A 24033-nucleotide genomic window follows, 5' to 3' on the forward strand; every position below is an offset into this window, starting at 1 on the left:
AGTATTATAGGCTTTAATAGCTTTAATTACCATTAAAAACTCGATGCAAACTAATTGTCGTAGTCTTTTCTTTCTCCTTTTTTTAGTGGATTGGAAGTAAGTTCTTTATAGTCTAATCTGTTTTTGAATATTTCAATGGCCATAAAAACAGCTTCTTTAAAAGAGTTTTCGTCCGCAATACCTTTTCCAGCAATTTCATAGGCAGTACCGTGATCTGGTGAGGTTCTTACTTTGCTTAATCCAGCAGTGTAATTAACACCTTGACCAAATGATAAGGTTTTAAAGGGAATTAAACCTTGGTCGTGGTAGGAGGCTATAATAGCATCAAAATTTTTATAATTGTTGGAACCAAAAAAACTATCTGCCGCATAAGGTCCAAAAACGAGTTTGCCACTTTCTTTAAGCTTATTAAGTGTGGGTCTCATTACGGTATCGTCTTCATGACCTATAACGCCATTGTCCCCAGTATGCGGATTAATGCCTAAAACAGCAATTTTAGGTCTGTTAATATTAAAATCGTTTTGAAGGGAATGATAAACCGTGTTTATTTTTTTCTCAATCAATTGGGACGTAATGTGTTCCACTATGTCTTTTACAGGAACATGGTCTGTTAGTAATCCTATCCTTAATGAGTCCGATACCATAAACATGAGGCTTTCGCCTTCTAGTTCTTTAGCAAGATAATCGGTATGGCCTGGGAAATTAAAATCTTTGGATTGAATGTTATGTTTATTAATGGGTGCCGTTACCAAAACATCAACATCTCCATTTTTCAATGCTTTAGTGGCAGCTTGCAACGATTTTATGGCGTATTCACCAATTTTTAAGTCTTCTTTTCCAAAATCGATGGTTACCGTTTCGTTCCAACAGTTAAACACATTCACTTTTCCAAAAGCTAATTCATTTATTTTGTTGGTGTCATTAAAATTGATTTCAGATTTAAAATGGTTTTTTAAATAAGTTATCGTTTTAGAGGATGCAAAAATAACCGGGGTGCAAAATTCCAACATTCTGTCATCTTCAAAGGTTTTCAAAACCACTTCAGCGCCAATGCCATTTAAATCGCCAATTGATATTCCTACAACTATATTTTCTGATCTCTTCATTAAAAATGATAACTTTTGTTTGTAATTTTGATGATGCAAATTTAACTAAATAAACAGATAATAATATGTTTACTGGAATTATTGAAGAGTTGGGTGTTGTATCGAGTTTAAAACAAGAGTTTGATAATCTTCACATAACCATTAAGAGTGGATTAACCAATGAATTAAAAATAGACCAAAGCGTTGCCCATAATGGTGTTTGCTTAACGGTGGTTGATATAAACAACGACAAATATACAGTTACTGCCATCAAGGAAACTTTAGATAAAACAAATTTAAAATTTTTAAAAGTTGATGATAAAGTAAACCTAGAAAGAGCTATGAAACTTGGCGATAGGCTTGACGGACATATGGTACAAGGGCATGTAGACCAAACAGCTGTTTGTACGCATATTGAAGAAGCTAATGGTAGCTGGGTTTTCACTTTTAAATATGATACATCGTTTCATAACATAACTATTGAAAAAGGCTCCATAACCGTAAATGGAACAAGTTTAACGGTTGTTAACTCTAAAACAGACAGCTTTAGTGTAGCAATAATACCATATACCTATAACCATACTAATTTCAATATATTTAAAGTGGGTACAGTGGTAAATTTAGAATTTGATGTTTTAGGAAAGTATGTAACCAAACTTTTAAGTTTAAATCTACAAAGCAAATAATTTAATTACTTTTTTAAAAGTTTTTTAGCCCCATAAATTAATGCAATACATGCTCCCATTAAAACGCCACTATCGATGGGAAGGCCGGGAGGGGGCGTGCTAGGAGGAGGAGGATCGGTTCCCTGAGCCAAACAGACCATGCCTATCAATATAAATAAGATAGAGGTAATTCTTTTTTTATTATGTAACATCATGGTTGCCAAATGTATAAAAAAAAGAAAACCTGCAAAATATTATCTTACAATTAAACCAAACAATCTCCATAAAAAGCATAAATCATCGACAAAATACATTAAAAATGAGAGTTCACTTTTAAAGCGATTAACGTATTTTTTAGATAAAAAAGTATGAAAACATAAAAACTAATCCCTCAAATTTCTTTTTTGTTTTCAAATATATTAAATCTAAGTTCTAATAAATCATCTAGTTAAAAGATTTTTGTAATTAATTTGAATATTTAAAAAAATAGAAATTTATTAACATTTTTTTATAAAAACCTCATAAAGCAGGGCTAAAATTCGAATTTTAATTGAACGCTAATACTTTTACTTTCGCTAATTTTAATGGTCTCTGTATTTAAATTTGATAAAGCAATACCTAGCAATCGCACAGAATTATTTAATTTTTCTTGAAATAATAAATCTTTAGAGGTTTCAAGAATTATTGATTTATCACTAATAAAATAAGGTAGTGTTTTACTTCTGGTTTGAAGCGTGAAATCACTGTACTTTATTTTTAAAGTGATGGTTTTTCCAGATACTTTACTTTTTGATAAACGATTAGAAACCTCATTTGCAATATGTTCCAGTTTTTCAAGCATAAAAATTTCACTTGATAAATTTTCGCCAAAAGTACGTTCGGCCGCTAATGATTTTCGAATTCTGTTTGGCTTCACCTCACTGTTATGAATCCCTCTCACTACATAATAATAGTATCTTCCTGATTTTCCAAAATGGGTATCTAAATAGTCGATGGTTTTTGATTTTAAATCCATTCCGGTAAAAATCCCCAATTGGTACATTTTTTCGGCAGTCACTTTGCCAACACCATAAAATTTCCTAATATCCAATTGCTCCAAAAATGGAATAACCTCTTCTGGGGTCACTGTTTTTTGTCCATTTGGTTTATTATAATCACTGGCAACTTTTGCAATAAACTTATTAATGGAAATACCGGCAGAGGCTGTTAAACCAATCTCTTTATGAATACGTTCCCGGATGTCTTTGGCAATTAATGTGGCACTGGGATTGCCTTTTTTGTTTTCAGTAACATCCAAATAGGCTTCGTCAAGAGACAACGGTTCTACCAAATCGGTATAATCATAAAATATTTTTCTTATTTTTTTAGAAATTTCAGCATATCTTTCAAAATGTGGCCTTACAAAAATAAGTTCCGGACATAATTTAGCAGCTAAATTTCCAGCCATGGCACTTTTTACACCAAATTTCCTAGCTTCATAACTGGCAGCGCTTACAACGCCGCGTTTTCCTCCACCACCCACAGCAATGGGCTTTCCCTTTAGTTCTGGATTATCCATTTGTTCTACAGATGCAAAAAAGGCATCCATATCAATATGAATAATTTTTCTAATTGGTAAATTGGTAGACATGCTGTAAATTTATAACATTCCTGCGAAGACAGGAATCTCAATTTATTAGATTTGTAAAAAAATGAGATACCCACTTTCGTGGGAAATGTTATGATTGAAATAGAACGTAAATTTTTAGTCACTTCAGATTTATATAAATCAGAAGCATTTAAACAATCAAGAATAGTTCAAGGCTTTTTAAACACGGATAAAGAACGAACTGTTAGAGTTAGAATAAAAGGAGATAAAGGATTTTTAACAATTAAAGGGGAATCTAGCACCAATGGATTGTCTAGATTTGAATGGGAAAAGGAGATATCCATAATTGAGGCTGAAAATCTTTTAAAAATTTGCGAAAAAGGTATTATTGAAAAAATACGTTATGAAGTCAAGGTAGGAAACCATATTTTTGAGGTCGATGAATTTTATGGAGATAATGCAGGTTTGGTTATTGCTGAGGTTGAATTAGAAAATGAATCAGAAATTTATGAAAAACCAAATTGGCTTGGAAAAGAAGTTACAGGAGATACACGATATTATAATTCTCAAATAAGTAAACAGCCGTATATAAATTGGAAGTAATTTAAAATATAAATATGAAGAAATTAATTTTGTCAGCCTTAATAATGACTTTTCTTTTTTCGTGTAAAAAGGAATTTGATGATAAGCATCTAAATGATAATGTAGATAGTTTGGAAGTAAAAAATACATCCACAGATAGTTTAGGATTAGGAAAACCTTATAAAAAGCCTATTAGAGAGGTTAAAGCAGAACTTGCCGCTAAAGGATTTGAATTTTTTGACTATATTGATGAAAAGACAAACGACACCATTATAATGCAGCAATATTTCATGGTATTTTTGAAATCCGGGCCGATTAGGTCGCAAAATGAAGAGGAAACAAGATTACTGCAAAAGGAACATTTAGCCCATTTAGCTAAAATGTATGAGTTAGGATATGCCGATATTTCTGGGCCCTTTGCAGATCAAGGAAATATTCGAGGCGTAAGCATTTATAATGTACCAACACTTAAAATGGCTGATAGTTTGGCAAAGTCCGACCCTATGGTTGAAAAAGGAAATCTTATTGTGGAAGTTCATCCATGGTGGGCAGCAAAAGGATATGCTTTGAGGTAATGTTGAAAATTTTAAGATCCCTTTTTCTATTTATAAATGTTATAGTCATCTTAGCATTATTAACCATTCATTTTATCATAAGAGATAATGGTTTTTATGAACCCTTGCTTTTTTACATTTTTCCATTACCAATAATTATTGGTATTATTTTGTTTTTTTCCTTATTTATTGGCAAAAAAAGAAGAAAATATAATTTAATTCTAGCTGGAATTTTGTTGTTTATTTGGTTAGGAAGAAGCTTTAAAATTAATTTTTCTGATGACATAAGTGAAGCTGATTTAGAAGTTGTTTTTTGGAATGCTTCTCGTGATAATAACTTTAAAGAAGCCTTTTTTGAAAACAAGGGAATTCCTGATATTTTAGTTTTAGTGGAACCTAAAATAACTGATATTAATAGTATAAAGCAACGATTCTCCAATCATTATATCTACGATATGAAAGGAGACATATACTTATTTTCAAAAACACCTGTTATAATTGAAAAAGAAGTAACTTCTAAAAGAAATTCAACAGTTGTAAACTTCAAATCCAGAGATATTGATTTTTATGCTGTTGATGCGCAAGGCAGCCCAGATTTACCAAGAAGAGGGGAGATGCAATTTATTGATTCACATATTGATAAAACAAATAATACCGTTATTTTAGGGGATTTTAATTTACCATACGAATCAGGTCTCTTCAAAAACATAAAGAAGAATTTCAACCAAGCATTTAACGAAAAAGGTAATGGGTTTAGAGAAACATGGTTTTGGAATATCCCTTTACTTTCCATAGACCATATATGGGTTTCTAAAGATTTGAAAGTTCTTAAAACCGAAAAGATAGGAACTTTTAAATCAGACCACAGTATGCTTAAAACCTATATTAAAAGATGATTTAATCACTATTAAAATGGTATTCCCTTTCCACTTTACAAATTTTTACGCTATACCATTTATACCAATCTTTTATTCCTTTTGATTGTGCCTGTAGATGGTCATTTTGTTGCTTCCAATTTTTTATGTCTTCTAAACTTTCCCAGTAGCTTACTGTTATTCCAATTTGATTTCTAGCACTATCCATGCCTAAAAAACCGGGCTGCAATTTTGCTAATGTTTCCAATTTTTCTGCCATTTCATTATAGCCTTTAATATGATCCTTTTGTATTGATGTAAAAATGACCACGTAGTAAGGTTTAAAATCTTCCATTTTTTATATACTATTCAACCAAAATTAAAACTTATAAGTATTAATTCCAGTATATTTTATTTATTCACAATATGACTTTAATTCTTATTCAATTCAAATTTTCAAACCTATTTTTAATTGGTATCTTAGTAATAATTTATTTGAAGCATTAAATAAGGCACCAATGAAAGCATTAACTCCCCATTTTGAGAAAGATAAAACGTTGAAACGTTTAGGCTTAAAAGATATAAATGAAGGCACTTCAACAGGATTACATAATTTTTCTGGGAAAGACGTATTAGAAAGCTATTCACCAGTTGATGGGAAATTGATTGGAAAAGTTACTATTACAGACAAAGCAGATTATGAAAAGATAATGGCTGCTGCTGCAAGAGCATTCAAAATTTGGCGAACAGTTCCAGCACCAAGACGGGGAGATATTATTCGGCAATTTGGGGATAAACTTCGAGAAAAAAAGGAAGCTTTAGGAACGTTGGTGTCTTATGAAATGGGCAAAAGCTTGCAAGAAGGATTGGGAGAAGTTCAAGAAATGATTGATATCTGCGATTTTGCTGTTGGATTGTCTAGACAGCTCCACGGATTAACTATGCATTCTGAAAGACCAGGTCATCGCATGTACGAACAATACCATCCGTTAGGCGTGGTTGGGATTATTTCGGCGTTTAATTTCCCTATCGCCGTTTGGGCTTGGAATACTACGTTGGCGTGGGTTTGTGGCGATGTATGTATTTGGAAGCCTAGTGAAAAAACACCTTTGTGCGGGGTTGCTTGTCAAAATATAATAAGTGAAGTTTTTACTGAGAACAATTTACCTGAAGGCATTTCGAGCTTAATTAATGGTGATTATAAGGTGGGTGAGTTTATGACGAAAGATAATCGAATCCCTTTAATTTCAGCAACTGGCTCCACACGAATGGGAAAAATAGTAGCACAGGAGGTGGCGGCCCGCTTGGGTAAATCTTTATTAGAATTAGGAGGGAATAACGCCATCATTGTAACACCAGATGCTGATATCAAAATGACGGTGATTGGTGCTGTTTTTGGCGCGGTTGGTACGGCGGGTCAGCGATGCACATCCACCAGACGTTTGATTATTCATGAAGATATTTACGAAAAAGTTAAAACAGCTATTACGGATGCTTACAAACAACTTCGAATAGGCAATCCGCTGGATGAAACCAATCATGTAGGGCCGTTAATTGATAAAGATGCAGTAGAAATGTATCAAAATGCCCTAAAGCAAGTTGTAGAAGAAGGCGGAAACCTTGTTGTTGAAGGTGGTGTTCTTTCTGGGGCAGATTTTAAAAGCGGTTGCTATGTAAAACCTGCTATTGTGGAAGCTAACCCAGACTTTAAAATAGTGCAACAAGAAACTTTTGCACCTATTTTGTATTTATTAGAATATTCTGGAAGTGTAGAAAATGCCATAGACATACAAAACAATGTTGCACAAGGGCTAAGTTCTGCGATAATGACTAATAATTTACGTGAAGCAGAACTATTCCTATCAGTTCAAGGTTCAGATTGTGGCATTGCTAATGTTAATATTGGCACATCTGGAGCAGAAATAGGAGGTGCTTTTGGGGGCGAAAAAGAAACAGGTGGCGGACGAGAGTCGGGTTCTGATGCTTGGAAAGTGTATATGCGCAGACAAACCAACACCATTAATTATACTACTGAAGTACCGTTAGCACAAGGCATTAAATTCGATTTGTAAATTTGCCGGCAATATTAAAAATACTTTAGTCAGTATTATCTTTCATTTCTTATATTTGTTTTATACTAATTAAAGAAAATGCCTAAAAATATAGAACTTGAATTAGCGTGGGATTTCGTTGAAAAAACAGATAGAAATGTATTTTTAACAGGAAAAGCAGGTACAGGAAAAACGACGTTTTTGCATAAGTTAAAAGAGAAATCCTTTAAAAGATTGGTGGTGGTTGCTCCTACGGGTGTTGCCGCTATTAATGCTAAAGGGGTTACCATACATTCATTTTTTCAAATGGCTTTTGGTCCTATTTTGCCTGAGGAAGCTGGATTTCAGAATAAAGAGACCGGTTTTCAAAGGAAATTCAATAAAACCAAAATTGATATTATAAAATCGCTAGACCTGCTGATTATTGATGAAATTAGTATGGTTCGGGCAGATTTATTAGATGGCATTGACGCTGTTTTAAAACGATACAAGGACAGAACAAAGGTTTTTGGGGGCGTGCAGGTGCTCATGATTGGTGACTTACAGCAACTTTCTCCAGTTGTGAAAGACCATGAATGGGATTTACTAAAAACCTACTATGAAACACCCTATTTTTTTAGTAGTAAAGTATTTAAAAGCTGTAACCCGATTAGCATTGAGCTAAAACATATTTACAGGCAAGATAATGAGGTATTTATTAAAATTTTGAATGAAATCAGAAATAATAAACTCACAAACCAATCGGCTACACTTTTAAATGAACGTTATATTTCTGATTTTGTTCCAGATAAGAACGATGGCTATATCACACTGACTACTCATAACAATAGAGCCAACGAGATGAATGATCTGGAGTTGCAAAAAATCAAAGACCGAAGCTATTTCTATAAAGCTGAGGTAGATGGTACTTTTCCTGAGTATTCGTATCCAACCCATGAAATGTTAGAGCTAAAAAAGGGAGCTCAGGTCATGTTTGTAAAAAACGATAGCACACCCGAAAAACGTTATTTTAATGGGAAAATAGGCAAAATTATTCATTTAGATAAAGAAGAAATTACCGTAAGATGCCAAGGAGATGATTTTGATATTATGGTGACTCCAGAACTTTGGGAAAATATCAATTATAGCATCGATCCAGAAACTAAAAAAATTTCAGAAAACATTGTGGGCAGGTATTTGCAAATACCGTTACGACTCGCTTGGGCGATAACCATTCATAAAAGTCAGGGACTTACCTTTGAAAAAGCAATTATTGATGCACAAGCATCCTTTGCGCATGGTCAAACATATGTGGCATTGAGTAGATGTAAAACGCTTGAAGGCATTGTTTTAAAATTCCCCATTGAAAAGAGCAGTATTATTAACGATATGCGCGTAACATCGTTTACCGAAACGGTTGAAAATAACCCTCCAAACGAGACTGTTTTAAATGAATCCCAAAAAATATATCAACTTAGTTTGATTGAAGAATTGCTTAATTATCATGCGTTTTTGCATCCTATAAATAGACTTTTAGATGTGTATTATAAAAATTCCAGTAGTTTAAAAGGTCGTATTGCTGAACCTTTAAGTATCATAAAAGAGGAAGGAATAACTAAATTACTAAAACTAAATACCAGTTTTATGGCTCAGTTAAAAGCGTTGAGCGTTGATGTTATGGCACCAGAGAAGAATACTGTTATTCAAGAAAGAATCAATAAAGCGTTGGCATATTTCATTACGCATACAGAAGACTTTATTAAAACGCCTTTAAACACTCTAACATTTGCGACCGAAAACAAGGAAGTTGATAAAGAAATTAATAACCATTTAGATGCTATTGAAGACCAATTAGCAACTAAATTATATTGTTTGAATGGCTTAAAAGACCGTTATAGCAGCTTAAAATATTTAGAGTTAAGAGCCAAATCAGTTTTACAAAAGTCCAAAACAATCCCCGTTAAAAAAGAGCGTAAAGACACCACGGAACATCCTGTTTTATTTGAACGATTAAAAGCTTTGCGCACAGCATTTGCCGATACCGAAAACGTACCGCCTTATGTTATATTTACTCAAAAATCTTTGTACGATTTATGCGAAATGCTTCCTACAAACAATAAACAGTTGCTCGCTGTAAATGGCATGGGGAAAGTGAGAGTGGAAAAATATGGAGTGGAAATTTTGGATATTATTAAAGCATATTGCGCCGCTAATTCTATAGACGCCAATACCATTCTTATCAAAAAAGAAAAACCTAAAAAAGAAGACACAAAAAAAGTATCGCTTGAAATGTTTAAAAGAGGATTGTCTATTTCTGAAATTGCCAAAGAACGGAATTTTGTAGAAACAACCATTCAAGGACATTTGGCACATTTTATTCCATCAGGAGACATTAAAATAACAGATTTAATGCCTAAGGAAACGTATGAGGAACTTAAACAAATCATGCAGCAAACTACTTTTGATAGTTTATCGGAACTTAAAAATAAAATTGATGATAAATTCACGTATAACGATATACGAATGGTTGCTAATAATTTGGAGTTGTTGAAATAAAGATCAAAAAAAACCTTGTCTCCGATCCAGTTGTTTTAGGGGAAGACAAGGTATATATAAATGATTAATAGCTCTACGAAGATAATTATTATTTGAATACTTTTGATATGTTGAGTTGAATTTAAAGTTAAATAAATGTAAAATAAATTTTAGCCTTAACTATATTTCACTTTTCTCAAAATCCGCATAGTCTCTTTGTGAATATTGTATAAACTGTCACTATGATTTTTTAAATATGGTTTCACTTCATTAAGTTTATCAATAGCTTCGTGAAATAAATTTAGGTAACAAATTAAGTAAGTGCCCGGTAAATTTTTTAAGTCATTTTCTTCACTAGCAGTAAGGGTCAGTCCTTTTTTAAGTTTTTCTAAGATAGCATTGTTACTATTATAAATATGGAATAGTGTTTTTTTATCAAATTGAGGTGCTTCAAATATTAAGGTTGTATCAATGGTATAATTTGCATTATTTTCAAAATTAATGATGGTTTCTTCTAAAGGATAAAATTTATAATTATTATGAAACCCAAGTTGTACATATTCAATAATTTTAAAAGTGTCTTCATCATAAAAAATGGAAACTTCATCTAATGTGGAAAAAAACAATCTTACCTGTTCGTTTATAAGTTCAATATCTACTCTGGAATAATAAACCTCTTTTTTAACTATCTTTTTTTGCCCAGACCAACACAAAACAAAGTATTCCTTAAAAACTTTATATTGCGGGTTATAGTCCACGCGCTTTTTTAAAAACTCGAAGACACCATTTAGAGTATGTTCTATGTTGTTTTGAGCATTGTTTTCAATAGCTTCAACAATTTTGGAGTTGATGTCTTTAATCTCAATATCAAACACTTTGGGCATGCTCATGCTGCCATCTCTAAAGAATACAGAGCCACCGTAATATTTCCAAATATTTTTCCGTAAAGACGTAATTTTACCAGTTGCTCTTATAGTAACCAATCCAACAACTTTATCGTCTGGTAAATGCGGAAACGGAATATTCTCGTATTGCACGATGGGCGCGTTTGTTAAATAGGCATTAATGAGATTTTGTATTTTACTGTCATCAAAAAAATCGACGCCAACGATGGTGTTGTTTGAGTCGTCCACACCAATAACAATATATGAGTTGTTTTTCGGATTACTGTTAGACAGTGCACAAATATGTTTTAAAAACTTGGCCTTTCCTTCTTTTTGGCTAATATCAACTCTTAGTTTTTTGTCATAAAAACTGTTTTCGTCGTTATGGGCCAAAAGGTGTTTTATAAGTAGGCGTTTGTTAATCATTTGGAGATTGTCTATTCTTTATTTTTATTCTTTATTTGATTTCAATCAAATTTTGAGCCCTTACGTTCGGAGCTTTTAAGATAATTGATAAATTTTGATAATTGATTTATTAAATTTTCAGCATCATTATTAAGTTTGTTGAAAGTGGTTTCATCTATATGATTCCGTCGAAAACATCTTAATAATTGCGACTTGCTTTCGCTACAAGACCCACGTGAATAACTCAAAAACATGATGAATTCTTTGTTTCCGCCTCTGCCAAACCCTTCGGCAATATTATCCATTATCGAACCAGAAGAGCCATTAATTTGTTCTCTTAATTTATAATCTTTATTCAAAGAAGTATTGCAGATAATTTCCCAAATAGCATCACTAAATAGGGTTGCTTCTTTATAAATCTCTAAACTTTCAAATGAACTGTGGTGCGCCATATTACTTGAATAATCAATAAAAATAAATAATGGCATTCATATTCATAATTCCTTTTTCACAATAGTACAACTAGCTTGCGCCGTTGGAAATACCAACAAATCGGCAATATTAACATGGTTGGGCCTTGAAACTACAAAATAGATGATCTCTGCAATATCTTCGGCTTGCAAAGCATCAAAACCTTTATAAACATCATCAGCTATTTTAGCACCTTTAAATCGAACTTTTGAAAATTCAGTTTCTACGGCACCTGGGTTTACTGCCGATACTTTAATGCCAAACGGATTTAAGTCTATGCGCATCCCTTCAGTAATAGCCAGAACAGCATGTTTACTACCACAATACACATTGCCTTTTGGATACACTTCCTTGCCTGCAGATGAGCCAATATTAATAATGTGTCCAGATTTTCTATCTATCATCTGGGGCATAATAGCTTTACTAACATATAGCAAACCTTTAACGTTAATATCCATCATGGCATCCCAATCATCCATATTCCCAGATTGTATGAGGTCTAAGCCATGGGCATTTCCTGCATTATTTATAAGAATATCAATATGTTTAAAATCTTCTGGGATTGATTCAATGGCTTTAAACGTTTCAATTTTATTGCTTACGTCAAAATTTAGGATGTGAACCTTGGTAAGTTTTTCTAAATCCTTTTTTATGGAGGTTAATCTTTCTTGCCTTCTTCCGCATAGAATTAGATTAACATTATGTTTGGCAAATTCATAAGCTGTAGCTTTCCCTATACCACTTGTTGCACCTGTAATGAGAGCAGTTTTTGTCATTTATTCAATATATAACTTTTGTAGATAATCTTCTTAGAATAAGGATGGTTTATGTAATTCAAATTATAAAAATACTTAAAACTGGTTAAATATTTTAAAATTGTTTGCTATTAGAGTTTCTTATGAAGCTTACCTGTCAGTATTTATGTCATTAATATTTGGCATATATTTTTTAGTATTTAAATAACTGAATTTTAATGTATTGCAAATTAAATAATTGGTAGGATTAAAGAATAAAATCTACAACTATTTGTTTACACGTATATACAGTTACTATGAATTTAAAAAACAAAAACTTATGAAAGCATTTATGAAATTAAAACTAGTTGTTTTTTCACTTTTATTGGTAACATTTTTTTCGTGTGATGAAGAATCGGGCAAAAGTCCCAGTGCCTTAGATCCTACAATTTCTGTAAGATTGGTTGATTCACCTGGTGATTTTAAAGCCGTTAATGTTGAGGTAGTTGATGTGATGATTAAAATGGACGATGACAGTGATGATGAAAGTGGATGGATATCCCTTGAAGCACAAAATGAAACAGTAAACCTTTTAGATTTTACTGGTGGAGTTAGTAAAGTATTAGTCGATAGATTTCCCATACCAGCCGGAACTTTAAAACAAATGAGGTTGGTATTAGGTGATGGAAATACTATTGTTATTGAAAACGACCAAGCAATTGATGAGGAATTTGAACTTAAAACACCAAGTGCACAGCAATCTGGTTTAAAACTTAAAACAAATGCTGTCATAGAAGAAGGGTTTACTTATGACTTTGTTTTAGATTTTGATGTAGAAAAATCTATTGTAATGAGCGGGGATTCAAATAATATTATTTTAAAGCCCGTTTTATATCTAAGTACAGAGGTTAGTTCTGGAATTATTGAGGGAACGGTTACACCTAACGATGTGCCTTCTACAGCATCTGTATTAGTTGATGACAAAGGAACGCCTGAAACAGAGGATGATTTCGTAATATCTGCTTTAACCGATGAATCAGGTGCTTTTGCATTATGGGGCGTTCCAGCAGGAACTTATGAAGTTATTGTAACGCCATTAGATGAGGATTCCGATTACGCTTCAGGGAGTGCAGCAAACGTGACAGTAGTTAATGGTGAAATTACAACAATTTCAGACCCCATAGAGCTAATGCTTACACCTGGTTCTATAAGTGGAGATGTAACCAACGATATTGTGGTATCCGTTTCTTTAAAAAATAAAGATACTGATGAGATTATAGCGACAATGGATTCAAATGAAAATGGTGAATTCCTTTTTGAAGATGTCCCTGTTGGAACATATATAGTCACTATTAGCGCTGCTAATTTTGTTTCTCAAGCTATTGAAGTTAATGTAGTAACAGGTGTGGAAACTACTATGGAAAATGTTACTTTAGTAGCAGAATAATCATTAACTTTTAAAATTAAAAAAAGAGCATGGCCTAGGCCATGCTCTTTTTTTTAACCTATAATTAACGCACCCAAATTTTAACATTTAACCAATTATTAACAGCAAACCAAGAAAAATTTTAACAATTTGCATGACTCGAATAAGGTCAGTATATTCGGGCTTTAAAAAACTAAAAAATGATGGAAGAATCAGGTACAATTGATATTAGATCTATTAACGAAAAAATTGAAAGAGAAAGTGCTTTTGTTGATTTACTTATGTTAGAAATGAACAAAGTTATTGTTGGACAAAAACATATGGTCGAACGATTACTAATTGGTTTATTGGGACAGGGACATATTTTATTGGAAGGTGTTCCAGGATTAGCAAAAACATTGGCTATTAATACCTTAGCGCAAGCCGTTCATGGAAGTTTTAGTAGAATACAGTTTACACCCGATTTATTGCCGGCAGATGTTACGGGAACATTAATCTATAACATGAAGCTCAATGACTTCTCTATTAAAAAAGGGCCTATTTTTGCCAACTTTGTGTTAGCAGACGAGGTTAACCGTGCGCCAGCAAAAGTGCAATCGGCATTATTGGAGGCCATGCAAGAAAAGCAAGTCACTATTGGTGATGAAACCTTTAAACTTGACAAACCGTTTTTAGTAATGGCAACTATGAATCCTGTAGAGCAAGAAGGAACCTACCCACTGCCTGAAGCACAAGTAGACCGTTTTATGCTTAAAACAGTGATTGATTATCCGAAAATCGCAGAAGAGCAATTAATCATGAGAGCGAATATGAAAGGTAGTTGGGATAAAGTAAATCCTGTTGTATCTGTAGAACAAATTTTAAATGCTCAAAAAGCCGTTCGTGAGGTTTACATGGACGAGAAAATTGAAAAATACATTCTTGATATTATTTTCGCAACACGTTATCCAGAAAAATATAAACTTGCCGATTTAAAACCCTTAATTTCTTTTGGAGCGTCCCCTCGTGGAAGTATCAATTTAGGAACCGCAGCAAAATGTTATGCGTTTATTAAACGTCGTGGCTACGTGATTCCAGAAGATGTTCGTGCCGTAGTTTACGATGTTTTAAGACATAGAATAGGCATTACTTACGAGGCAGAAGCCGAAAACGTGACTTCCGTAGATATCATCAATAAGATTATAAACGAAATAGAAGTACCTTAATTAGTTTACACTATTCAGTGGCAGTAATCAGTTTCTTTGTTTACTGGAAACTGAATATAATTTACTGCAAACTGCGACTGTAAACTGTTTACTAAAAGATGGATACTAAAGAATTACTAAAAAAAGTACGGAAAATAGAGATTAAGACACGCCGATTGTCTGATCATATTTTTGGAGGTGAATATCATTCTACCTTCAAAGGACGAGGTATGACTTTTAGTGAGGTGCGTCAATATCAATTTGGGGATGATGTTAGAAATATAGACTGGAACGTTACCGCCAGATATAGTGAGCCATTTGTAAAAGTTTTTGAAGAAGAACGCGAGCTTACCATGATGCTCATGGTAGATATTTCGGGTTCTGAAATGTTCGGTACTGTCGAACAATTTAAAAACGACATAGTTACCGAAATAGCTGCAACGTTGGCGTTCTCTGCAACACAGAATAATGATAAAATTGGGTTGATTCTATTTTCAGATAAAGTAGAACTTTATATTCCGCCAAAAAAAGGACGTTCGCACGTGCTTCGCATCATTCGGGAACTTATTGAGTTTAAACCAGAAAGTAAACGAACTAACTTAGCGGAAGCCTTAAAGTTTTTATCGAATGTGATGAAAAAAAAGGCCATTGTATTTGTACTATCCGATTTTATTGCAGACGATTACCAGCAAACCATGAAAATTGTTTCGGGCAAACATGATGTAACAGGCATTCGAGTTTACGATAAGCGTGAAGAAGAGATGCCAAATTTAGGCATGGTACAAATGGAAGATGAAGAAACAGGCGAGTTGATGCTTGTAAACACATCATCGAAAGCAATAAGGTTGAATTATGGGAAGTACTATCAAGAAAAAGTGAACTATTTTAAAGATTGTTTCACAAAATCAGGAGCAGGTACCATTGATTGTCGTGTGGACGAAAGCTACGTAAAAAAAATGTTGGGGTATTTTAAAAGAAGAGGATAATTTTAAGTTAAAAGTTAAAAGTGAGAAGTTTGAAGTTTGAAAATGTTATATTTTATTGGAAGAGGTCTTGGGTCTTGGGTCTTGGTTCATTGCACACCGGTCATCGGTCTTTGGTCTTTGGTCTTTGGTCTTTTTTCTTTTTTCTATTTTCTTTTACCTCCTTTTCACAAGTAAAGTCATCCATAGATTCTACGAAAATCAAAATTGGCGAACAAATTATATATAAAATTGAAGTTGAAACCAATCCAGGTAATTTAGTAGTATTTCCAGAAGGGCAAACGTTTATGCCTATGGAAATGATTGACTCCTATCCCATAGATACCATTAAGAATAAGGACAAATACAACCTTATAAAAAAATATGGATTAACCCAGTTTGATTCTGGAACGTACACCATTCCAAGGCAAAAAATTATTATTAGTGATAAAACATTTTTAACCGATTCTTTAAAAGTTGAGGTAAACACCATCGTTGTAGATACCCTTAAACAAGGATTATATGATATTAAACCCATTATTGAGGTTAAGGAAATAGGGAGCGATTGGTGGAAATATTTACTTTATATTTTACTACCGTTAGCTATTGTTGGCGGATTATTGTATTGGTTTATTTGGCGAAAAAAACCACTCACGGAAGCAGAGCAAATAGCATTGCTTCCACCTTATGATAGAGCAAAACTGGCATTGAAAAAGTTAGATGAATCTAATTATCTTGAAAACGAGGCGATAAAAGATTATTATTCTGAATTGACTTTCATCATCAGAAGATATTTGGATGAAAAGGTTTATGATAGAGCTTTAGAAAGTACTACAGACGAACTTATAAACCGCTTAAATTTATTAAAAGAAGGCAACCAAATAGACATTAGTAAAGAAGATATTAGAAATTTGGAAAGCATCTTAAAGCGTGCCGATTTGGTTAAGTTCGCCAAATCTGCTCCAGACATTGAATTGGCAAAAATGGACAGAAATACCATTGATATGGAAATAGACCATGTTAAGGAAGCACTGCCTGAACCAACAGAAGAAGAAAAACTTTTGGATGCTAAATATAAGGAAGAACTGGAACGTAAAGCCAAACGTAAAAAGATGATTGTCACGGTGGCAATATGTGTTTTTCTATTGTTTGCTACCATTACAGGATTTTCAATAAAGTATGGTTTCAGTTATGTAAAAGACACCATCATTGGCCATGATACCAAAGAATTGTTGGAAGGTGATTGGGTAACTAGTGAGTATGGTTTTCCTCCAATAACAATTTCAACACCCGAAGTTTTAAAGCGTTTTGAAGTAAAAATTCCTGATGATTATCAAGGAAAAATGAAACTTACAACTTTCGGTTTTGAAAAACGGGGTCAGTTTACCTTATTGGTTTCAACCAGCACATTAGCTCAAGCGCAAGATAGTTTAGATATAAACAAGGCGATAGAAGGCAATTTGAAAACATTAGAAAGCCAAGGCGCAAGAAATATTTTAACACATAATGAAAAGTTTTCCACCCCAAATGGTGCCGATGGGGTTAAAACCTCAGGTACATTACAATATCCATTACCTGGGACTCAAAATTTCATTGATGGTAAGTATGTGTTATTAAGCTTTGTTGCTAATAATCAAATCATTCAACAAGTTACAATATCATGGCGACAAAATGATGTGTATGCCGATGAGATGGTAGAGCGTATTTTAAATTCAGTCGAACTTAAAAAAGCTGAGGAATGATGTTTGAAGGAATAGACTTTGTAAATAAAGAATTTTTTTGGTTGTTGTTGGCTTTGCCCTTCGCTCTTCTGTGGTATATACTGAAGCATAAAAACCAAACAGCCGAACTTAAAATATCCAGTTTAAAAGGTTTTAAAATAACTAGCTCGGCCTTGCCAAAATTTAAGCATGTATTATTTGTATTGCGTTTATTGGCATTGGCATTATTGATTACTGCTTTGGCTCGGCCACAAACGGTTGACGTATCAACCAAAACGAAAACAACAAGAGGTATAGATATTGTCATGTCCATTGATGTGTCTGCCAGTATGCTTGCCAAAGATTTGTCTCCTAATAGATTGGATGCTTTAAAAGAAGTAGCGGCGGAGTTTATAAAAGGACGGCCAAATGATAGAATAGGCTTAGTAGAATATGCTGGCGAAAGTTATACAAAAACGCCCATTACTAGCGATAAAGCCATTGTTTTACGTTCTTTAAATGATATTAAATACAATACTGTTATTGAAGGTGGAACAGCGATTGGTATGGGTTTAGCAACAGCCGTTAACCGTTTAAAAGACAGTAAAGCTAAAAGTAGAATTATTATATTACTAACAGATGGTGTAAACAATTCAGGATTTATAGACCCAAAAATAGCGAGTGAACTGGCGGTTGAATATGGCATTAAAGTATATACCATAGGTTTAGGTTCTAACGGAATGGCTTTGTCGCCTGTTGGTATAGACGCTAGAGGCGAGTTGCAATATGCCCGTGTACAAGTAGAGATAGATGAAACCTTGTTAAAAGAAATTGCAAAAGCAACAGGAGGCATCTATTTTAGAGCTACCAATAATCAAAAGTTAGAAGAAATTTATAGTGAAATTAATAAGTTGGAAAAAACAGACATTGAAGAATTTAAATATTCAAATTATCAAGAGCTGTATCGGCCATTAGTGCTTTTAGCATTAGGGTTGCTGTTTTTGGAATTTCTGCTAAGAAATACGCTGTTTAGAAGCTTTGTTTAGTAGAAGATAGACAAAAGACAAAAGCTGTTAGATGTTAGGCAAAAGAAAACAGATAAAAGATTAGTGAATTCGTGGCATAGGACAACTAAACAAATCCACAAAAAAAAGACAAACAACAATGTATCAACTAGATGAAAAAATATGGTTTTGGGTTTTAGGGATTATTCCTGTTATAATCCTCATTTTTTTGATGCTTCAAATTTGGAAATACAGAACGCAAAAAAAATTTGCTGACAAACAATTACTTAACAGGTTAAGTCCAAATAAGTCCGTATTTAAATCAATTTTAAAAATTAGTGTATTGTGTTTAGCTTTCGCATGTTTGGCTATGGCGTTAGTAAATCCAAAAATTGGCACAAAATTAGAAACCATTAAACGCGAAGGTGTTGATATTGTTTTTGCCATTGATGTATCTAAAAGTATGTTGGCAGAAGATATCGCACCAAATAGATTGGATAAATCTAAGCAATTGGTTACTCAAATCATAAATAATTTGGCAAGCGACCGCATTGGCATTATTGCTTATGCAGCCAAAGCATTTCCACAATTGCCCATTACAACAGATTATGCAGCGGCAAAAATGTTTTTGAATAACATGAACACAGACATGATGTCGTCTCAAGGAACGGCTATAAATGAAGCCATTAAACTATCGCAAACTTATTTTGATGATGACGAGCAAACCAATAAAGTGCTGATTATTATTTCTGATGGAGAAGATCATAGCGAAGAAGCTGTTGCCATGGCGGAAGCAGCCAGCGAGGAAGGTATTCGAATTTTTACCATAGGTGTGGGCGATGTAAAAGGAGGCCCTATTCCAGAAAAAAAGAATGGCATTATTTTAAATTATAAAAAAGATAATGATGGACAAACAGTCATTACAAAATTGAACGAAGAAACGCTTCAAGACATTGCTGATGTTGCAAATGGGGCATACATAAATGGAAAAAATACTAGTGACGTTGTAAAAAATATTGGAGACATATTAAATCAAATGGATAAAACCGAGTTTGAAACCAAACAATACGCCGATTTTAAAAGTCAATTTCAATGGTTTTTAGGTTTTGGTATTTTCTTTTTGCTTTTAGATATTTTTTTGTTGGAACGAAAAACAGCTTGGTTAAAAAAATTGAATTTATTCAATGAGAATTTTTAGTTTATACAAACAATAAATTAAGTTTTTATTTTATAAATTTTTTAACTAACAAAAAACCAAGGTTTTATATCTTGGTATGAAGAATTAAAGAAGTATGAACAAATCGATTTTTATAGTAATATTAATGATAACATCATTTTCTTTTGCACAAGAGCAAGAGAAGGAAGATGTGAAAGCGATAAGAAACGCCAATAATTATGTGTACGAAGGCAATACATTATTGGCAGATAAAGATGATTTTGTTTCGGCCGAAATGGAGTACAGAAAAGCTATTTCAGAACGACCAACTACAACGGCCGGCATCTATAATCTAGGAAATTCATATTATAAAAGTAAAAATTACGAAGAGGCGTTATATCGACTTGAACAAGCTTCAAAGATTGCAACTTCCAAAGAGGAAAAACACAAAGCTTTTCATAATATGGGAAATATTTTAATGAAAAACAAAAAGTGCAAGGAAGCTGTCGAGGTTTATAAAAGCGCTTTGAGAAATGACCCTACAGACGATGAAACACGTTATAATTTAGCTTTAGCAAAGGAGTGTGCCGAACAGCAAAAAGACCAAAATAAAGACGACGAGAACAAAGACGACAAAGAGGATAAAAAAGACCAAGACAAAAAGGACGATAATAAAGATAAGGGCGATAACAAAGAGGATGATAAGGGCCAAAACGACCAAGACAAAAAGGAAAGTGACGATAAAAAGGATGACCAAGGTCAACCGAAAGATGAAAAGGACAATAAAGAACCTCAACAACCAAAGCCTCAGCCAGGCCAATTATCTCCTCAACAAATAAAAAATATTTTAGAGGCCATGAACAATCAAGAACAGAAAGTTCAGGAAAAAATAAATGCCGAAAAACAAAAAGGCGTTAAAGTAAAAACAGAAAAGGATTGGTAAAACGAATTACGAATTACAGGTATCGAACATTGATTTTACTCTAAGTCACATTCGTAATCTGTAATTCGAAAATCGTAAATGTATGATAAAGCTAATAAAACACATATCGTTATTAATTATACTGCTTGCAACAAGCATCATGTTTGCTCAGGTAAAATTTGAGGCAAAGGTTAGCAAGAATAGGCTTGGTGTTAATGAACGTTTACGAATTGATTTTGAAATGAATCAAGATGGGGATAATTTTAATCCACCGGACTTTTCAGATTTTAGGGTTGTAGGTGGTCCAAATCAATCGGTTAGTAATTCATGGATTAACGGGGTAAGATCGTATCATAAAACCTACAGTTATTTTTTAGCACCAAAGCAACAAGGAAATTTCACCATAAGTCAAGCCTCCATTAGTATTGATGGAGAAACCTATAAAACAACACCAATTAAAATTACAGTAACTTCAGCTATAGATATTCCTAAAGACCCTAACGACCCAGATTATCTTGCTGAAGAAACAGTTCATTTGGTTGCTGAAGTTTCAAAAACAAATCCGTATTTAAATGAAGCCATTACAGTTGTTTATAAACTTTACGTTTCACCAAGCACAGGTGTGGAAGATTCGCGTGAAATAAGCAGCCCAAGGTATAATGATTTTTGGAGTCAGAATATTGATAGCCAAGGTCAAAGGGTTCAGGTGGGAACTTTCAATGGTGAAGAATATCGGTTTTTAGTTTGGCGCAAAACCGTATTATATCCTCAAAAAACAGGTAAGTTGGACATAGAACCATTAAGCATTGATGTTACCGTAATAGTACCAACAAATAGGCGAGATATCTTTGGCAATGTGTTAACTAAAAAAATTAAAAGAACGATCACTGCCGGCAATAAAACCATTAACGTTAGGCCATTACCAGAGACTGGAAAACCGATTGATTTTACTGGAGCTGTAGGCAATTTTGATTTTAAAGTATCTACTACAAAAACACAGTTGGACGCTTCCGAATCGTTACAAGCAACTGTTGAGGTTACAGGAAATGGTAATTTAAAATTATTCAATGTGCCTAAGTTAACCTTGCCAAGTTCATTAGAGGTTTATGAACCCGAACACAATGAGAATGTTAAAACCGATTTGGCTGGTATGCAAGGACGTATTGCAGACACATACACTATAGTTCCTCAGTACAAAGGGAAATACCCCATCCCGAGTATTTCGTTTTCATATTTCGATCCAAAAACAGAAACCTATAAAACTTTAAATTCCAGCGAAATAGTTATTGATGTTTTAGAAGGTCCTGCTTCTGGCTCGGTAGCTAATGCCAATTCTGGAAGCATAAAGCAACAAGTGGTTTTAAATAAAGACCAGTTTGCTTTTATTAAAACACAAACTAATTTTTCATCTACGACATCCAGTTATTTTTTCAAAACGCCATTATTTTGGAGTGCTTTATTATTGCCGTTTTTAGCAATTCCATTAGCGATCGTGATAAGACGGAAAAAAGCAGACAGAGATGCCGATGTATATGGAAACAGAATACGAATGGCCGATAAATTGGCTAAAAAATATTTAAGCAATGCTAAAAAAGCACTTGGCAAAAAAGAAGAATTTTATATTGCTATGGAAAAAGCATTACACAATTATTTAAAAGCCAAATTGCATATAGAAACTAGTGATTTAAGTAAAGATAAAATTACCGAATTGCTTTTGGAGAGAGGAGTTGAAACTGCAACGATGACAGACTTCAACAATATTATGTTGAATTGTGATTTGGCTAGATATACACCTATTACCGCAGTTACTATGCAGGAAGATTATGAGAAAGCTGCAAAAACCATTTCATTAATTGACAAACAAGCCCGTTAAAATGAAGCATCTATTTTACATTCTAGCATTATTGTTTAGTACAATTAGTTTTGCGCAAAATAATGCCTTATTTGAAAAAGGCAACACGCTCTATAATCAGGGAAAATATAATGAAGCTATCGAGGCCTATAAAGCGATTATTGATACAAAAAATCATTCGGCAGAAGTATATTATAATTTGGGTAATGCTTATTATAAATTAAATAAAGTAGCACCAAGTATATATTATTTTGAAAAAGCGTTACAATTAGCTCCAAATGATAATGATATAAAAAACAATTTAGCATTTGCTAGAAACATGACTATTGATGCTATTGACGCCATTCCAGAGGCAGCATTATCCAAACTTATAAATAACATAACGAATTACATGACGTTTGATGGCTGGGCAAAAACATCAGTTGTCTTGGTTCTTTGTTTTGTTGTCTTATTTCTATTCTACTATTTTGCCTACTCCTCCTTGAGAAAACGAATGGCTTTTATAGGCAGTATGGTGTCGTTGTTTCTAATAGTCATTACTTTAACACTAGCTTTTCATAAATTCAATTTAGATAAAAATGAGAAACCCGCTATTGTTTTTGTTCAAGAAAGTAAAGTGAAGGCCGAACCTAATTTACGAAGCGAAGAATCGTTTACACTTCATGAAGGAACTAAAGTTCATATTTTAGATACCGTTAAAAGTTGGAAGAAAATCAAATTGGCCGACGGAAAAACGGGGTGGATTCCCGAAGAAGATATAAAAGCACTTTAATTTAATTAGGTTACCTTTAAAACAAATAAATTTTAATGAACATAGATAGCATATTCGAAAATAACAAAAAATGGATTCAAGAGAAATTAGACGTTGATGCTAATTATTTTGAGGATTTAGGAAAAGGACAAACGCCAGAATTACTTTATATAGGATGCTCAGATAGTCGTGTGTCTACCGAAGAACTCATGGGAGCAAAACCGGGCGAAGTTTTTGTGCATCGAAATATAGCGAATATGGTTATAAGCATCGATTTAAACGTCATGTCAGTCGTGAATTATGCTGTAGATTCTTTAAAAGTAAAACATATAATCGTTTGTGGGCATTATGCTTGTGGAGGCGTAAAAGCTGCCATGCAATCTGTGGATTTAGGACTTTTAAATCCGTGGTTACGTAATATTCGAGATGTTTATAGAATTCATAAAAATGAATTGAACATTATTTCTGATGAGGAAAAAAAGTATGACAGACTTGTTGAGTTGAACGTTCAAGAGCAATGTGTAAACCTTATAAAAACATCGGCAGTACAAAAAGCAGTAAGAGAACGTGGTTTAACGGTACATGGTTGGGTGTTTGATGTACATACGGGAAAAATTATCGATCTAAAAATAGATTTTGATGATATCCTTAAAAACATCAGAGAGATTTATCATTTAGACTAATGTCCT

The 24033-nt window shown here is 33.3% G+C and carries 22 protein-coding genes; 16 read left to right on the forward strand and 6 right to left on the reverse strand.

All coding sequences use genetic code 11. The features are described from left to right. Positions 1–50: 50 nt before the first annotated feature. Positions 51–1106, reverse strand: a complete 1056-nt coding sequence (gene pdxA, locus CDH49_RS03075) for a 4-hydroxythreonine-4-phosphate dehydrogenase PdxA (RefSeq protein ID WP_100613833.1) — start codon at positions 1104–1106, stop codon at positions 51–53. 65 nt (positions 1107–1171) lie between these two features. On the opposite strand from pdxA, the gene CDH49_RS03080 reads away from it, so the two are divergent. Then, the gene (locus tag CDH49_RS03080; protein ID WP_100613834.1) at positions 1172–1771 is read left to right on the forward strand and encodes a riboflavin synthase; all 600 of its coding nucleotides are present in this window, start codon (positions 1172–1174) and stop codon (positions 1769–1771) included. Between the two features lie 511 nt (positions 1772–2282). On the opposite strand, the gene dinB is transcribed toward CDH49_RS03080, so the two are convergent. Beyond that, positions 2283–3380 (reverse strand): DNA polymerase IV, encoded by a 1098-nt coding sequence (gene dinB / locus CDH49_RS03090; protein WP_100613838.1) that lies wholly within the window; start codon positions 3378–3380, stop codon positions 2283–2285. 90 nt (positions 3381–3470) lie between these two features. On the opposite strand from dinB, the gene CDH49_RS03095 reads away from it, so the two are divergent. Genes CDH49_RS03095 through CDH49_RS03105 form a run of 3 tightly spaced genes read left to right on the forward strand, consistent with a single transcriptional unit; the run spans position 3471 to position 5370 of the window. Beyond that, entirely contained in the window at positions 3471–3941 is a 471-nt protein-coding gene (locus CDH49_RS03095) for a CYTH domain-containing protein (RefSeq protein WP_100613839.1), read from the forward strand. A 14-nt stretch (positions 3942–3955) separates the two neighbouring features. Further along, a complete protein-coding gene (locus CDH49_RS03100; RefSeq protein WP_100613841.1) occupies positions 3956–4495 on the forward strand; it encodes a YciI family protein in 540 nt (179 codons plus the stop codon). Further along, complete coding sequence (locus CDH49_RS03105) at positions 4495–5370, forward strand: endonuclease/exonuclease/phosphatase family protein (RefSeq protein ID WP_100613843.1); 876 nt, start codon at positions 4495–4497, stop codon at positions 5368–5370. The genes CDH49_RS03100 and CDH49_RS03105 overlap by 1 nt, the downstream gene beginning before the upstream one ends. Before the next feature lies 1 nt (position 5371). On the opposite strand, the gene CDH49_RS03110 is transcribed toward CDH49_RS03105, so the two are convergent. Next, positions 5372–5683 carry an antibiotic biosynthesis monooxygenase family protein gene (locus CDH49_RS03110; protein WP_100613844.1) on the reverse strand — a complete coding sequence of 104 codons (312 nt, stop codon included), beginning with the start codon at positions 5681–5683 and terminating at the stop codon, positions 5372–5374. A 163-nt stretch (positions 5684–5846) separates the two neighbouring features. Here CDH49_RS03110 and amaB point away from each other — a divergent pair, with 163 nt between their 5' ends. Then, on the forward strand, positions 5847–7400 hold the full coding sequence (amaB, locus tag CDH49_RS03115) for an L-piperidine-6-carboxylate dehydrogenase (protein WP_100613846.1): 1554 nt from the start codon (positions 5847–5849) through the stop codon (positions 7398–7400). A 78-nt stretch (positions 7401–7478) separates the two neighbouring features. After that, positions 7479–9914: a helix-turn-helix domain-containing protein gene (locus CDH49_RS03120; RefSeq protein WP_100613849.1), complete on the forward strand. Its 2436-nt coding sequence runs from the start codon at positions 7479–7481 to the stop codon at positions 9912–9914. Positions 9915–10069: 155 nt separating this feature from the next. On the opposite strand, the gene CDH49_RS03125 is transcribed toward CDH49_RS03120, so the two are convergent. Genes CDH49_RS03125 through CDH49_RS03135 form a run of 3 tightly spaced genes read right to left on the reverse strand, consistent with a single transcriptional unit; the run spans position 10070 to position 12429 of the window. Continuing rightward, positions 10070–11203 carry an ATP-binding protein gene (locus CDH49_RS03125; protein ID WP_100613850.1) on the reverse strand — a complete coding sequence of 378 codons (1134 nt, stop codon included), beginning with the start codon at positions 11201–11203 and terminating at the stop codon, positions 10070–10072. A 41-nt stretch (positions 11204–11244) separates the two neighbouring features. Further along, entirely contained in the window at positions 11245–11670 is a 426-nt protein-coding gene (locus tag CDH49_RS03130) for a four helix bundle protein (protein WP_239970555.1), read from the reverse strand. 6 nt (positions 11671–11676) lie between these two features. Further along, on the reverse strand, positions 11677–12429 hold the full coding sequence (locus CDH49_RS03135; protein WP_100613852.1) for an SDR family NAD(P)-dependent oxidoreductase: 753 nt from the start codon (positions 12427–12429) through the stop codon (positions 11677–11679). 298 nt (positions 12430–12727) lie between these two features. Between CDH49_RS03135 and CDH49_RS03140 the strand changes: the two genes are divergently transcribed. The 10 genes from CDH49_RS03140 (at position 12728) to CDH49_RS03185 (ending at position 24027) form a co-directional block, all read left to right on the forward strand. Continuing rightward, positions 12728–13834: a DUF4382 domain-containing protein gene (locus CDH49_RS03140; RefSeq protein ID WP_157805268.1), complete on the forward strand. Its 1107-nt coding sequence runs from the start codon at positions 12728–12730 to the stop codon at positions 13832–13834. A gap of 182 nt (positions 13835–14016) precedes the next feature. Beyond that, entirely contained in the window at positions 14017–15018 is a 1002-nt protein-coding gene (locus CDH49_RS03145) for an AAA family ATPase (protein WP_100613855.1), read from the forward strand. A 98-nt stretch (positions 15019–15116) separates the two neighbouring features. Further along, entirely contained in the window at positions 15117–15983 is an 867-nt protein-coding gene (locus CDH49_RS03150) for a DUF58 domain-containing protein (RefSeq protein WP_100613857.1), read from the forward strand. Between the two features lie 74 nt (positions 15984–16057). Beyond that, positions 16058–17701: a BatD family protein gene (locus CDH49_RS03155; RefSeq protein WP_394344562.1), complete on the forward strand. Its 1644-nt coding sequence runs from the start codon at positions 16058–16060 to the stop codon at positions 17699–17701. Continuing rightward, positions 17701–18705, forward strand: a complete 1005-nt coding sequence (locus CDH49_RS03160; RefSeq protein WP_100614470.1) for a vWA domain-containing protein — start codon at positions 17701–17703, stop codon at positions 18703–18705. Before CDH49_RS03155 ends, CDH49_RS03160 begins: the two co-directional genes overlap by 1 nt. 118 nt (positions 18706–18823) lie before the next feature. Next, positions 18824–19861, forward strand: coding sequence for a vWA domain-containing protein (locus CDH49_RS03165; RefSeq protein ID WP_100613859.1), 1038 nt, complete (start codon positions 18824–18826; stop codon positions 19859–19861). A gap of 124 nt (positions 19862–19985) precedes the next feature. Then, the gene (locus tag CDH49_RS03170; protein ID WP_239970559.1) at positions 19986–20762 is read left to right on the forward strand and encodes a tetratricopeptide repeat protein; all 777 of its coding nucleotides are present in this window, start codon (positions 19986–19988) and stop codon (positions 20760–20762) included. A gap of 82 nt (positions 20763–20844) precedes the next feature. Then, positions 20845–22614, forward strand: a complete 1770-nt coding sequence (locus tag CDH49_RS03175) for a BatD family protein (protein ID WP_239970560.1) — start codon at positions 20845–20847, stop codon at positions 22612–22614. Position 22615: 1 nt separating this feature from the next. Further along, the gene (locus CDH49_RS03180; protein ID WP_100613862.1) at positions 22616–23365 is read left to right on the forward strand and encodes an SH3 domain-containing protein; all 750 of its coding nucleotides are present in this window, start codon (positions 22616–22618) and stop codon (positions 23363–23365) included. Positions 23366–23400: 35 nt separating this feature from the next. After that, positions 23401–24027, forward strand: coding sequence for a carbonic anhydrase (locus CDH49_RS03185; RefSeq protein ID WP_100613864.1), 627 nt, complete (start codon positions 23401–23403; stop codon positions 24025–24027). The last annotated feature ends 6 nt before the right edge of the window (positions 24028–24033 follow it).

This window comes from Confluentibacter citreus (assembly GCF_002807055.1).
Classification (GTDB): domain Bacteria; phylum Bacteroidota; class Bacteroidia; order Flavobacteriales; family Flavobacteriaceae; genus Confluentibacter; species Confluentibacter citreus.

Coding starts and splice junctions, on each gene's coding strand:
- amaB (WP_100613846.1), top strand. CDS start 5,847: ATGAAAGCATTAACTCCCCATTTTGAGAAAGATAAAACGTTGAAACGT.
- CDH49_RS03170 (WP_239970559.1), top strand. CDS start 19,986: ATGATAACATCATTTTCTTTTGCACAAGAGCAAGAGAAGGAAGATGTG.
- CDH49_RS03110 (WP_100613844.1), bottom strand. CDS start 5,683: ATGGAAGATTTTAAACCTTACTACGTGGTCATTTTTACATCAATACAA.
- CDH49_RS03105 (WP_100613843.1), top strand. CDS start 4,495: ATGTTGAAAATTTTAAGATCCCTTTTTCTATTTATAAATGTTATAGTC.
- CDH49_RS03080 (WP_100613834.1), top strand. CDS start 1,172: ATGTTTACTGGAATTATTGAAGAGTTGGGTGTTGTATCGAGTTTAAAA.
- CDH49_RS03145 (WP_100613855.1), top strand. CDS start 14,017: ATGGAAGAATCAGGTACAATTGATATTAGATCTATTAACGAAAAAATT.
- CDH49_RS03135 (WP_100613852.1), bottom strand. CDS start 12,429: ATGACAAAAACTGCTCTCATTACAGGTGCAACAAGTGGTATAGGGAAA.
- CDH49_RS03180 (WP_100613862.1), top strand. CDS start 22,616: ATGAAGCATCTATTTTACATTCTAGCATTATTGTTTAGTACAATTAGT.
- CDH49_RS03160 (WP_100614470.1), top strand. CDS start 17,701: ATGTTTGAAGGAATAGACTTTGTAAATAAAGAATTTTTTTGGTTGTTG.
- pdxA (WP_100613833.1), bottom strand. CDS start 1,106: ATGAAGAGATCAGAAAATATAGTTGTAGGAATATCAATTGGCGATTTA.
- CDH49_RS03140 (WP_157805268.1), top strand. CDS start 12,728: ATGAAAGCATTTATGAAATTAAAACTAGTTGTTTTTTCACTTTTATTG.
- CDH49_RS03120 (WP_100613849.1), top strand. CDS start 7,479: ATGCCTAAAAATATAGAACTTGAATTAGCGTGGGATTTCGTTGAAAAA.
- CDH49_RS03175 (WP_239970560.1), top strand. CDS start 20,845: ATGATAAAGCTAATAAAACACATATCGTTATTAATTATACTGCTTGCA.
- CDH49_RS03185 (WP_100613864.1), top strand. CDS start 23,401: ATGAACATAGATAGCATATTCGAAAATAACAAAAAATGGATTCAAGAG.
- CDH49_RS03125 (WP_100613850.1), bottom strand. CDS start 11,203: ATGATTAACAAACGCCTACTTATAAAACACCTTTTGGCCCATAACGAC.
- CDH49_RS03130 (WP_239970555.1), bottom strand. CDS start 11,670: ATGCCATTATTTATTTTTATTGATTATTCAAGTAATATGGCGCACCAC.
- CDH49_RS03095 (WP_100613839.1), top strand. CDS start 3,471: ATGATTGAAATAGAACGTAAATTTTTAGTCACTTCAGATTTATATAAA.
- CDH49_RS03150 (WP_100613857.1), top strand. CDS start 15,117: ATGGATACTAAAGAATTACTAAAAAAAGTACGGAAAATAGAGATTAAG.
- CDH49_RS03165 (WP_100613859.1), top strand. CDS start 18,824: ATGTATCAACTAGATGAAAAAATATGGTTTTGGGTTTTAGGGATTATT.
- dinB (WP_100613838.1), bottom strand. CDS start 3,380: ATGTCTACCAATTTACCAATTAGAAAAATTATTCATATTGATATGGAT.
- CDH49_RS03100 (WP_100613841.1), top strand. CDS start 3,956: ATGAAGAAATTAATTTTGTCAGCCTTAATAATGACTTTTCTTTTTTCG.